Source organism: Pirellulales bacterium (genome assembly GCA_035533075.1).
Taxonomy (GTDB): Bacteria; Planctomycetota; Planctomycetia; order Pirellulales; family JAICIG01; genus DASSFG01.
Genome location: DATLUO010000236.1, coordinates 1 through 11,188 on the forward strand (window position 1 = coordinate 1; position 11,188 = coordinate 11,188).

The 11,188-nt window shown below is 62.0% G+C and carries 19 protein-coding genes; 15 read left to right on the top strand and 4 right to left on the bottom strand.

The window, feature by feature from the left end; translation table 11 throughout:
• From VNH11_29635 to VNH11_29650, 4 genes are all read left to right on the top strand, one after another.
• Positions 1-607, top strand: a 607-nt coding sequence (locus tag VNH11_29635) for a hypothetical protein (protein ID HVA50544.1), incomplete at its 5' end; no start/stop codon positions are given.
• A 113-nt stretch (positions 608-720) separates the two neighbouring features.
• Positions 721-1,077 carry a hypothetical protein gene (locus VNH11_29640; GenBank protein HVA50545.1) on the top strand — a complete coding sequence of 119 codons (357 nt, stop codon included), beginning with the start codon at positions 721-723 and terminating at the stop codon, positions 1,075-1,077.
• Positions 1,058-1,465 (top strand): DUF5615 family PIN-like protein, encoded by a 408-nt coding sequence (locus tag VNH11_29645; protein HVA50546.1) that lies wholly within the window; start codon positions 1,058-1,060, stop codon positions 1,463-1,465. The genes VNH11_29640 and VNH11_29645 overlap by 20 nt, the downstream gene beginning before the upstream one ends.
• Positions 1,466-1,742: 277 nt before the next feature.
• Entirely contained in the window at positions 1,743-2,069 is a 327-nt protein-coding gene (locus VNH11_29650) for a hypothetical protein (GenBank protein HVA50547.1), read from the top strand.
• Here VNH11_29650 and VNH11_29655 read toward each other — a convergent pair.
• From VNH11_29655 to VNH11_29665, 3 genes are all read right to left on the bottom strand, one after another.
• Positions 2,066-2,332: a hypothetical protein gene (locus VNH11_29655; protein ID HVA50548.1), complete on the bottom strand. Its 267-nt coding sequence runs from the start codon at positions 2,330-2,332 to the stop codon at positions 2,066-2,068. The two genes, VNH11_29650 and VNH11_29655, sit on opposite strands and share 4 nt — an antisense overlap.
• Before the next feature lie 722 nt (positions 2,333-3,054).
• On the bottom strand, positions 3,055-3,465 hold the full coding sequence (locus VNH11_29660) for a DUF5615 family PIN-like protein (protein ID HVA50549.1): 411 nt from the start codon (positions 3,463-3,465) through the stop codon (positions 3,055-3,057).
• Positions 3,443-3,799 (bottom strand): DUF433 domain-containing protein, encoded by a 357-nt coding sequence (locus tag VNH11_29665; GenBank protein ID HVA50550.1) that lies wholly within the window; start codon positions 3,797-3,799, stop codon positions 3,443-3,445. The genes VNH11_29660 and VNH11_29665 overlap by 23 nt, the downstream gene beginning before the upstream one ends.
• A 145-nt stretch (positions 3,800-3,944) precedes the next feature.
• On the opposite strand from VNH11_29665, the gene VNH11_29670 reads away from it, so the two are divergent.
• From VNH11_29670 to VNH11_29710, 9 genes are all read left to right on the top strand, one after another.
• Positions 3,945-4,529, top strand: coding sequence for a hypothetical protein (locus tag VNH11_29670; GenBank protein HVA50551.1), 585 nt, complete (start codon positions 3,945-3,947; stop codon positions 4,527-4,529).
• A 63-nt stretch (positions 4,530-4,592) separates the two neighbouring features.
• Positions 4,593-4,877, top strand: coding sequence for a hypothetical protein (locus VNH11_29675; protein ID HVA50552.1), 285 nt, complete (start codon positions 4,593-4,595; stop codon positions 4,875-4,877).
• Between the two features lie 6 nt (positions 4,878-4,883).
• Positions 4,884-5,309, top strand: a complete 426-nt coding sequence (locus VNH11_29680; protein ID HVA50553.1) for an HNH endonuclease signature motif containing protein — start codon at positions 4,884-4,886, stop codon at positions 5,307-5,309.
• The gene (locus VNH11_29685; GenBank protein HVA50554.1) at positions 5,296-5,442 is read left to right on the top strand and encodes a hypothetical protein; all 147 of its coding nucleotides are present in this window, start codon (positions 5,296-5,298) and stop codon (positions 5,440-5,442) included. The genes VNH11_29680 and VNH11_29685 overlap by 14 nt, the downstream gene beginning before the upstream one ends.
• A 206-nt stretch (positions 5,443-5,648) precedes the next feature.
• Positions 5,649-5,933: a hypothetical protein gene (locus VNH11_29690; GenBank protein ID HVA50555.1), complete on the top strand. Its 285-nt coding sequence runs from the start codon at positions 5,649-5,651 to the stop codon at positions 5,931-5,933.
• Complete coding sequence (locus VNH11_29695; GenBank protein HVA50556.1) at positions 5,930-6,373, top strand: putative toxin-antitoxin system toxin component, PIN family; 444 nt, start codon at positions 5,930-5,932, stop codon at positions 6,371-6,373. Before VNH11_29690 ends, VNH11_29695 begins: the two co-directional genes overlap by 4 nt.
• Positions 6,374-6,556: a hypothetical protein gene (locus VNH11_29700; GenBank protein HVA50557.1), complete on the top strand. Its 183-nt coding sequence runs from the start codon at positions 6,374-6,376 to the stop codon at positions 6,554-6,556. It begins immediately after the preceding gene.
• Entirely contained in the window at positions 6,553-6,798 is a 246-nt protein-coding gene (locus VNH11_29705; GenBank protein ID HVA50558.1) for a hypothetical protein, read from the top strand. Before VNH11_29700 ends, VNH11_29705 begins: the two co-directional genes overlap by 4 nt.
• Before the next feature lie 142 nt (positions 6,799-6,940).
• Positions 6,941-7,561, top strand: a complete 621-nt coding sequence (locus VNH11_29710) for a hypothetical protein (protein HVA50559.1) — start codon at positions 6,941-6,943, stop codon at positions 7,559-7,561.
• Positions 7,562-7,564: 3 nt separating this feature from the next.
• Here VNH11_29710 and VNH11_29715 read toward each other — a convergent pair whose 3' ends face one another.
• On the bottom strand, positions 7,565-8,974 hold the full coding sequence (locus VNH11_29715) for a DUF1501 domain-containing protein (GenBank protein ID HVA50560.1): 1,410 nt from the start codon (positions 8,972-8,974) through the stop codon (positions 7,565-7,567).
• A gap of 122 nt (positions 8,975-9,096) precedes the next feature.
• Between VNH11_29715 and VNH11_29720 the strand changes: the two genes are divergently transcribed.
• Positions 9,097-9,981 carry an Rpn family recombination-promoting nuclease/putative transposase gene (locus VNH11_29720; protein ID HVA50561.1) on the top strand — a complete coding sequence of 295 codons (885 nt, stop codon included), beginning with the start codon at positions 9,097-9,099 and terminating at the stop codon, positions 9,979-9,981.
• A gap of 88 nt (positions 9,982-10,069) precedes the next feature.
• The coding region (locus VNH11_29725) for a DUF1549 domain-containing protein (GenBank protein ID HVA50562.1) at positions 10,070-11,188 on the top strand (1,119 nt) is incomplete at its 3' end.

The following is an 11,188-nucleotide window of genomic DNA, read 5'->3' on the forward strand; positions in this document are numbered from 1 at the left end:
CGCCTTGCGCTGGTCGGCCGACGGCCGCACGCTGCAGGTGCTCGACCGCGCGGCGGTGTATGTCTTCGACGCCACAACCGGCGAACGCTTGGCCGAGGCCCCGCGCCTGGACCGCACGCCTCACGGACATCGCCCCGCGAACTTTTCGCCCGACGGCCGCTATCTGGCCGTGGCCACGACCTGCACGCGGGTGTGGGATCTGGCGGAGCTGAACGAGGCGGCGGAACGAAAGGCGTCAGGCGTCAGGCGTCAGGCATCAGAAGTTGATGGCGAGCCGGAAGGCAACGCGGCGAGCCCTCATCCTAGCCCAAGCCCGCGGACAGACGGGACTGCTAAGACCCAAGACCCAAGTCCTAAGACCTCCCCTTCCAATCCAAAATCCAAAATCGAAAATCCAAAATTGCACCTCGTGGCGAGCGTGGTGCCTTTGGGTCACGGGCAAGCGGTGGTGGTGAGCGGCGACGGGCATTGGCTCGGCACGCGCGGCGCCGAGAAAGAAATCGTCTACGTCATCCGAACCGCCGCCGGGCAAGAAACCCTCACGCCGCGCGAGTTCTACAAGCGGTTTGGTTGGAAGAACGATCCGAACAAAGTAGTGTTGCCGTGAGGCGGGCATTGGCCACCACGCGAACCGAGCGAGGTTTCCAACGGCAAATCGACACTTCTATCGGCACGTTAAAAACGATACAATAAACAAGACTCGAAGGGAGGATCCTCACTGTGAACGCCGAGATCACCATTGTCGACAGGGGCCGAGGGCCGCAGCTCTCCACCAGCCGGATTACCGTGCAGGATGTCGTGCCATACTTGCAATTGAAGTGCGGCTACGACGAAATTCTGAGAATCATGCCGTCGCTTTCTGTTGACGAAATCAAAGCCATCCAGTGCTACGTAAAAGAGAATTACGACGAGGTCATGGCGGAAGATCGCCGGATACGCGATGTCAACGCCACGCGCCGCAACCCGCCGCACGTGGAAGAACTGCGCAGGCGCACGCAAGAGAAATGGCCGGCGATTCAGGAAAGACTGCGGCAACGCCTCACCGAGGTTGCAAACGGTGACGGGCATTCTGGCTGACGCTAATATCGAAGGGCATCTCGACTTCCTCTTCGATCTTCTCACATCGAAAGCGTGGATCGAATTTTGGCAGGCGCTTGGCATTCGCTACGCGACGTTCAAAGAAATCGGGCTTGCCGCTGACGACACTGACGATGTGGTCTGGCAATGCTGCCAGAATAATGGCTACGTGCTCATCACCAGCAATCGCAATCAAAAGGGCGCCGCCTCGCTGGAAGCAACGATCCGTGAACGAGCCACAAGCGACAGCCTGCCCGTGCTAACTTTGGCCGACGCGGAACGCTTCCGCAACGACCGGGAATACGCGGAACGGGTCGTCGCCTCGCTCCTTGAAATCCTGCTCGACATGGATTGCTATCGAGGCGCCGGACGACTTTACTTGCCATGAATCCAACTCATCCAGCAACTTTTCGCCCGACGGGCGCTTTCTGGCGGTGGCCACGACGTGTACGCGGGTGTGGGATCTGGCGGAGTTGAATGAGGCGGCGGAAGAAAAGGCGTCAGGTATCAGGCGTCAGGCATCAGAAGTTGATGGCGCGCCGGAAGGCAACGCGGCGAGCCCTCATCCTAGCCCAAGCCCGCGGACAGACGGGACTGCTAAGACCAAAGACCCAAGTCCTAACACCTCCCCGCCCAATCCAAAATCCAAAATCGAAAATCCAAAATTGCGTCTGGTGGCCAGCGTCGTGCCGTTGGGGCACGGGCAAGCGGTGGTGGTCAGCGGCGACGGGCATTGGCTCGGCACGCGCGGCGCCGAGAAAGAAATCGTCTACGTCATCCGAACCGCCGCCGGGCAAGAAACCCTCACGCCCCGCGAGTTCTACAAGCGGTTTGTCCATCATCGCCAACTCGCTGCTCACCATTTCCACGCGGCCCGATTGGACGTCGCACCAAAGCGGTCGCAACAGCGGCGAATAAATGGGATGTTTCTCGACGCTGTAGATGAAAACCTGCGTGTCGGCGTACACGACGCCCGAAGCGGGAAGCCTTAACGATCCCATGAATTGCGGTCATCCTGGAAGCCCTGCTCAGCTTCCTCCCATGTCGGGTAGGAACGCGGGCCAGACGGTAGGGAATCGAGAAAGTCGACCAGCGACGGAGCCGACGGATTCGCCGTTTCCGACACGACCAGAAAAACATCGACGCGGTCGCCCTCCCGCAATTGGTCGGAGGCAATCTCGATCTTGTTGCCCACTTGCACCGTGGCCCGCACGTGTAAAGCGGTACGCAGGTCGAAGGCGGAATCCGTTGACACTGGATACATCTCCCTAGCGGCGGTAATGGTCTGATTCGTAACATCCAGCATTATACGGCAGGGTGCCTTGTGACTCAAATCCGCTGGTTTTAGGGCCAATCCAAGAACAGGCGGCAATGCGGCGACGGGCGAATTGTTGGCCGAGACGCCGCGACTGGACCGCACGCCGCATGATCTGCGCCCGGCGAACTTTTCGCCCGATGGCCGCTATCTGGCGGTGGCGACAACGTGTACCCGAGTGTGGGATTGCTCGGAGTTGAATGAGGCGGCACGAAAGGCGGAAGGCAGAAGACAAAAGGCTGAAGAGGGTGACGATGGTACGCCGAGCAGCGACGCAACACGCCCTCACCCTAGCCCTCTCCCAGAGGGAGAGGGAACCATCGACGCGGCGTCGCCGCCGTCCCAAGTCCCTAGCCCCCAGCCTCCAGCCCCTGAACCAAAACTGCACCTGGTGGCGAGCGTCGTGCCTTTGGGTCACGGGCAAGCGGTGATGGTGAGCGGCGAGCGACCAATTGGCTCGGCACGCGCGGCGCCGAGAAAGAAATCGTCTACGTCATCAAAACCGCCCAAGGACAAGAGACCCTCACTCCCCGCGAATTCTACAAACGCTTCGGCTGGAAGAACGATCCGAGCAAGGTGGTGTTGCCGGAGTAGCCACTTGGCCGTCCTCGCTGGCTTGACGGAAGCACGAAGGGCGCCAAGATCTCCCGCGTGATTGGCAGTCACGGCAGATACAATCTTCCCGCGCCACGGGAGGCATCAATATCCATTAAGGTCTCCATCAGCGACAGAACGACCCCGCCGGCGTATAGTCGATCGCGGCGAACGCGCTCGGGGTCGGCAAGTGTCAGCACCGGAAGGCTATCCGCGGTCCCGCGGCTACGAATTGTAGACTCGAGCGAGTCTGGACCATCGTTATTTCTGTTGCCGGTAATGAGCAGGTAGCCTTTTTCCTGGCAGACTCGCCAGATTTCGGAATCGCTCGCGTCATCATGCAGCCCGACATCGGCAAACCTCGCGTAGGTCAATTCGAGAAACGTCCAAAACTCGATCCACTCGTCCGATATAGCAAGATCGATCAAATAGTCAACGTGCCCTTCGATGTTCACGTCAGCTAAGATTCCCGTCACCATTCGGCTCCTGGCCGCAGTATTTTTCGTAGGCTTTCTGCAGAGCCGGCCATTTTTCGCGCACACGCCGCCGACTTTCTTCGACCTGCGGCGGGTTTCGGCGGGTGGCGTTCCGCTCGCGAATCCGGCGGTCCTCCTCCAGCACCTCTTCGCGATGCTCTTCGACATACCGCTCGACCTCTTGAATCTCGGCCACGGAAAGCGATGGCATGATCTCCAGGATTTCATCGTAACTGTAATTCAGTTGGAAATACGGCACCAAATCCTGCACGGTGATGCGGCTCGTAGAGAGCTGTGGGCCACGGCCTTTGTCGATGATGGCGATATCGGTTTTCATTTGCGATCCCTCAAAGCCCCACTTGGTATTATACCATCATTCGTGTCGGATGAGGCAAAGTCGAAAACTGAACAACACCGGACGTTAACGCAACCTTCGGAACGCCACAGAGGGCGTTCCCTACAGAGTCAAGATTCTGCGTGAATTGCCGTGCAACGGCGGCCCGCAAGATCCCGAAATCGCCGCGCTGCACTGGTCGGCCGAGGGCCGCATGCTGAAGGTGCTGGACCGGGCGGCGGTTTATGTGTTCGATACCACGACCGGCGAGCGGTTGGCCGAGGCGCCGCGACTGGACCACACGTCGCAGGCGCTTCGCCCCGCCAACTTTTCGCCCGACGGCCGCTATCTGGCCGCGGCCACGACCTGTACGCGGGTGTGGGATCTGGCGGAGTTGAATGCCGCGGCGCAGGAAAAGGCGTCAGGCGTCAGGCGTCGGGCATCAGGAACGTCCGTCGTCCGTGGTCCGTCGTCAGTTGCAACGGACGACGGACAACTGACAACTGACAACCTCCAAAATCCAAAATTGCACCTGGTGGCGAGCGTGGTGCCATTGGGTCACGGGCAAGCGGTGGTGGTGAGCGCCGAGGGGCATTGGCTGGGCACGCGCGGCGCCGAGAAAGAAATCGCCTACGTCATCAAAACCGCCGCCGGCCAGGAAACCCTCACGCCCCGCGAGTTCTACAAACGGTTTGGATGGAAAAACGACCCTGGCAAAGTGAAGTTGCCCTAGTAAGCGGCGGCAAAGGAATGCGCTCTTTGAACGACGATGCGTTCGGCGTACAATCCAACTTATATGAAAAAGGCATCACTGGCGCCGAAAACAGAGGCGGAAGTCTGGCTGCGCATCCTTCATCCGGACGACGATCTCTCGCCGCCTGTTGCCCGTGCCATCCTCAAACTTTCGTTCCCCGAGGACGAAGTCAGCCGGATGCGTGAACTTTCTGCCAAAGCCCGCGCAGGGAAGCTCACGCCGGAAGAAGACATGGCGATGGACAATTACGAGCGTGCGGGTTCGATTCTTTCCACGCTCAAATCGAGAGCTCGACAGGTCCTTAAACGTTCGAGCCGCGACGCTTGACCGGCCATGGACATCGCTCTAAGCGAGTTTGTATGGCAGCGCGCTAGCGACTGCTGCGCATACTGCCGGATGCCGCAGGCCTACGACGAGCTTCCGTTCGAGATCGACCACATCATCGCGGTACAGCACGGGGGCAAGACGGTTGCAGGCAACCTCGCGCTGGCGTGCTTTGCCGACAACCACCATAAAGGTCCGAATCTGGCAGGAATCGATCCGATGACCCGGCGGCGCACTTGGCTATTCAATCCCCGCCGCCACAAGTGGGACCGGCACTTCCGCTGGAACGGACCGGTGCTCGTCGGGCGCACGGCCATCGGCCGAGCGACCATTGCCGTGCTCGGCATCAACTCGTCCCATCGGGTTCGACATCGGGCGCAGCTCATCGCCGAAGGCGTGTTCCCGCCTGAGGTGAACGAGCGTGCCACGGATTGATGGTGGGGCCAAGGCGCCGCGTCGTGGCCGCACACCGCACGACCTGCGTCTGGCGAACTTTTCGCCCGACGGCCGTTATCTGGCCGCGGCCACCACCTGTACGCGGGTGGTCACGGGCAAGCGGTGGTGGTGAGCGGCGAGCGACCAATTGGCTCGGCACGCGCGGCGCCGAGAAAGGAATCGTCTACGTCATCCAAACCGCCCAAGGACAAGAGACCCACTCGCCCCGCGAGTTCTACAAGCGCTTTGGATGGAAGAACGACCCGAGCAAGGTCGTGTTGCCGTAAAGAAGGAAAGATGGAAGAATGACGGAGGGGCATGACTAACTGGAGACGTCAGATGGAAAGGTGTCTACACAACGTATCCGATCTATCGGCAGACGCTCGCTCCGCGGTCGAGGCGATTGTCGGCCATCCGCTGTCTGGCGGAGACGTGCTCTACATCGCGGCGCTCGGCGTGAAGACGGAACCCGCGGCGGCCGAGCAATGCGCGGCATGGGACGAGCTCGAATCGATCATCGGTCAGATGCAGCAACATGCGGCGCAAGCCGGACTGTCGCCGGAACAGATCGACGAAGTCATCGACTCTGAATCCGCGGCGGTGCGTTATGGTCTCGGTCGATGAAAATCGTTTGCGATACGAATGTGCTTGTGCGCGCGGCAATCAATCCGAATGGACTCGCGTCGGAATTGTTGCGGCGCATCCGACTGGGTCACGCTCTTGTCGCATCGTATCCCTTGCTGGTTGAAACACTCGACGTTTTGCGGCGCCCTCGAATTCAATCGCTGCACGGCCGCGACGAACATGGCATTCGCCGCTTCATTTCATCTTTGTACAAGGTGGCGATCATTGTGCGGATACCGCAATCGCTGCCGCGAGTTATCCCGAGCGATCCGAAAGATGACTTCGTGTTAATTACTGCCATCGGCGGCCAGGCGAGCATACTCACTACTCGGGACCAACACTTTTTTGATCCAGGCGTGCTGGCATTTGCCGCCGTCCACGGCCTGCGAATCGTCCGCGACGACCAATTGCTCCACGAACTTCGTGCTGATCAGTCCTGAATGTTGGGTCACGGGCAAGCGGTGATGGTGAGCGGCGACGGGCATTGGCTCGGCACGCGCGGCGCCGAGAAAGAAATCGTCTACGTCATCAAAACCGCCGCCGGCCAGGAAACCCTCACGCCCCGCGAGTTCTACAAACGCTTCGGCTGGAAGAACGATCCGAGCAAGGTGGTCCGGCCGTGAACCTCGCATTGGCGTGCGTCGATTGCAATTTGCACAAAGGAACCAACCTCGCGGGGCTCGACCCGGAAAGCGGCGATCTCACTGCGCTGTTCAATCCCCGCACGCACGATAGGGATGAGCATTTCGCCTGGACGGGTGCGGCGGTCCTTGGCCTGACGCCCATCGGCAGAGTCACGGTAAACGTGCTCGATCTCAACGGTTCAGAGCGTATCGAATTCCGGCGGCGTCTCAGCGGCCAATAGCCCCGATTCTCGCTGGCGACGCCCGGCCGCACCTCGTGGCGAGCGTCGTGCCATCTCTCATCCCCCATCTCTGAATTCCCCTGTTGAAACATCGGCTGCGCCGAAGTATCGTGACGGAACGCGGCGCGATTGGAGACCGGGTATGGCCCTTTTCGGCAAAGACTGGAATGTTTTGACGCTCACGTTCGAGCGCGCCGAACTGCTGCGCGTGAACGGCAACCGCACCAAGGGACTCGACGCCAGCAAGATCCGCGACAACGCCCGCCGCCATGCCCGCACCGTCTATTGGGCCGTTTTCAATCAAAAGGGGAATGTGATTCAGGCCGAGGCCGGGCCGGGCATCGAGCTGGTGCCCAAGTCGGCCGCCGAACGGCTGGAAAAAGAATGGCTCAAGCACGAGTGCGTCAAGGCCGTGCTGGAACTGTTGAAAAAGGGCGAGGCCAAGGCGGCCCGCGTCTATCCGCCCGGCGATTTCGCCCCGCCCGCCCCGCCGCCGACACCGTCCACCAGCCGCACCTATACGCTCGTGGTCGACACGGGCGAAGGCGACGAGTTCGAGTCGACGTTGAAATTGACGCGGACCGGCGACGAGATTTCGGGCACGCTCGTCGCGCCGGACGGCGAGGAGGTTCCGCTGCGCGAGGCCTTCCTTGCCGCCGACAAGCTTTCCTTCGAGTTCACGCTCGGCTCCGGCGCCGAAGCCGTTTCGCTCCGCTTCCACGGAACGCTCCGCCGCGATACGGTCAAAGGCACGTTTCTCTGACGGCTACACGATCTCGCCGATCACTTCGCCCTGCACCTCGGTCAGCCGCTCTTTGCGGCCCTGGTGCAAATAGCTCAACTCGTCCTGATCGAGGCCGAGCTGGTGCAGGATCGTGGTGTGAATGTCGCGAAAGTGACACGGCCGCTCGACCGCTCGCAGGCCGATCTCGTCGGTGGCGCCCACCACGCAGCCGCCGCGGACGCCGCCGCCGGCCATCCACACGCTGAAGCCCAGGTTATGGTGGTCGCGCCCCTTGCCGCCCTGCGCTTCGGGCGAACGGCCGAACTCGCCGCCCCACAAGAGCAAAGTCGATTCCAACAGCCCGCGCCGCTTCAAGTCGGCCAGCAGGCCGGCCACCGGCAGGTCGGTCTGCGACGCCATGCGCAGGTGGTTCTCTTCGATGTCGTTGTGGGCGTCCCATTGCAGGTTGCCCGGCCCGCCGCCGGAAACCACCACCACGAACCGCACGCCTTTCTCCACCAGCCGCCGGGCCAGCAGGCAGCGGCGGCCATAGTCGTCGGTCGGCGCGCGGCCGATGCCGTACAGATCGAGCGTGGCTTGCGTCTCGCGGCTCAGGTCGAACACGCCGGGCGCCTCGGTCTGCATCTTGAACGCCAGGTCGTAAGCGCCGATGCGGGCATTCAACTCGTCGTCTTCCGCGTCGGCCGCGGCCCGGTTCAGCTTTCGCACCAGTTCGACCGTCTGCCGCCGGGTTTCGCGCGACACGCCGGCGGGCAGATCGAGATTGCGCAGCGGCCGCTCGCCCGAACGGAGCATCGTGGGCTGATAAACGGCCGGCAAAAAACCGTTGGCATACATCGGCTGGCCGGCTTCGAGCGCGCCGTGCCCGTCCGGCATGACCACATAAGCCGGCAGCGAATCGCTCTCGGAACCCAATCCGTAGATCAGCCACGATCCCATGCTGGGAAAGCCCGGCACCGTCCGGCCGCTGAACAACTGATATTGGGCCGCGGAATGGACCACCATGTCGCCGTGGCAGGAACGAACGACCGCCAGGTCGTCGACGTGGCGCGCGACGTTCGGCAGCAGGTCGGAGACCTCGATGCCGCTCTGGCCGTGGCGATCGAATCGCCGCTTGGTGCCCAGCAGCCGGGCGTCTTTGGCGATGAACTGGTATTTGGCCTCGCCGAATTGTGCCGGCCGCGGCTGCCCGTCGAGCTGGTTCAAGAGCGGCTTTGGATCGAAGGTCTCGATATGACTTGGGCCGCCGGCCATGAACAGGAAGATCACCGCCTTGGCCTTGGCGTCCGGCACGTGCGGCGGCTTGGCCGCCAGCGGATTGGCGCCGCGGGCGGCGTTCTCGCGCACGAGCGACGCCAGCGCCAGCGAGCCGAAGCCGCAAAATGCCCGCTCGATGAATTCCCGTCGCGTATTGGTAGGGCAACTGTGCATGAACCGATTATAGCGTACCAGTGCGTGACAGAGTCAGCGGGGACTACGGTTGTGGATGTAGTCAATCGCCGGCAACGCTGCTGGACCTGCCATTGCAGCCCGGTTCGGATTATCATGTTGGAATGAAAACGCAGACGGATCCCAAGGTCGATTATGCCTTCAAGCACGTGTTTGGCCGCGAGCAGAGCAAGCCGGCCTTGATGAGCCTGCTGAACGCGGTCTTGCTGCCGGCGCAGGGCCAGGAAATCGCCAGCCTCGAGCCGCTCACGCCCTTCAACGAAAAGAACGCCGCCAACGCCAAACTCTCCATCGTCGATCTCAAGGCATGTGACCAGAGCGGCCGGCAGTTTTTTATCGAAATGCAGATGCTGGCCAGCTCGGCGTTCCGCCAGCGAGCTCTCTATTACTGGGCGTGGCTGCACCAGGACCAACTGCACGAAAGCGAAGACTATCCGGCCTTACGGCCCACGATCGCGGTTTGCTTTGTCGACACGCCGCTTTTTCGCGAGCTGGACGATTACCACCTGATCTTTGAGCTACGCGAGCGGCGCCATCAGACGCTCTTTACCGATCAGATGGCAGTGCATATCCTGGAATTGTCGAAATTCAACAAGGCAGTTGACGAATTAGCGACCTCGCTCGACCGCTGGCTGTACTTCTTGCGGCACGGCGAAGAGCTTGACGCGCAAGCCGTGCCGGGGCCATTAGATGTGCCGGAGGTCCGCTGGGCACTGGGAGACCTGTTTATGATTTCGCGAACTGATCCCGAACGTGAGCTTTACCTGGAGCGGCTGAAAGCCCGCCGCGACCTGAACGCAGCCTTGAGCGATGCGGAACAAGCGGGGGGCGCAAGGACGCGCCGAGGCGACATTCAATCGCTGCAAAAGTCGCTAGGCCAGAACGTCACGCCGTTGAAACAGTTACAGGCGCTCTCTTGGGACGAACTGGAAACGATCTGGGCCGACCTGCAAGCGGATTTGCAAGCGACGCTGGCCAATCGGAAGTGAATGAGGAGCAAGTTTCCACAAGACCGGCGAAACCGGCCCTGCTTGTATACCGCGAATGAAAGTTTCGCCGCCGAGATATGTGGTTGCCTTGATTCTCGCGCTTGCCCATCATGCGAATGCCGCCGCCGGGCCATCGGAAACCACGTTCGAAGCCGACATTGCCCCCTTGCTGCGGGCCAAATGCGTGCGCTGCCACGGCGGTGAAGGCCGCAAGGCCGATCTCGACCTGACGACGCACGCCGCGCTCTTCAAGGGTGGCGAGTCGGGGCCGGCCGTCGTCGAGGGCAAGCCGGATGAGAGCCTGCTCTATGAAAAGGTGAAGGCCGGTGAAATGCCGCCGGACGAGAAAGACCCACTCAGCGAGAGCGAAATCGCAGCGGTGCGGCGCTGGATCGCTCAGGGTGCAATCACCGGAGGCAGCGGACCGGCAGCACAGGCATCGCCTTCGCAACACGACGTGCTGCCAATCCTGCTCCGCCGCTGCTCGCCTTGCCACGGCCGAAACCGGCAAGAGGCCGGCCTCGACCTGCGAACGAAGGCGGGCATGCTGCGGGGAGGGAAATCGGGACCGGCGATCGTACACGGTCAGCCCCAACAGAGCCGCATCATCCAGCGAATCGCCGCCGGAGAAATGCCGCCGCCCCTGCGGCTCGTCGAAGTCAGCATCAAGCCGATTGAACCGGCCGAAACGGCGACGCTTGCCCGGTGGATCGAACTGGGTGCGCCGGAGGTCGCCGTCGAGCCGGACGTCGCCGGCGCCACGCCCGATCCCTTGGTAACCGATCGCGAACGCGACTTCTGGGCGTTTCGCCCGCCGCAACCGCAAGCCGTGCCGGCCGTGCGCGACGCCGGTCCAGTCCGCAATCCAATCGACGCCTTCGTTTTACACAAGCTCGAACAGCCCGGCCTGTCGCTCGCGCCGCCGGCCGACCGGCTGACACTGCTTCGCAGGGCGACGTTCGACCTGACCGGCCTGCCGCCCGCGCCGGCCGAGGTGGAAGCGTTCCTGGCCGACGAGCGGTCCGACGCCTACGAGCGGCTGGTCGACCGGTTGCTCGCCTCGCCTCGCTACGGCGAGCGCTGGGGCCGCTATTGGCTCGACGCCGCCGGTTACGCCGACTCGGAGGGCAAGCGCGAGCAAGACCTGCCGCGTCCGCATGCCTGGCGATATCGCGACTACGTGGTCCGCGCGTTCAACGACGACAAG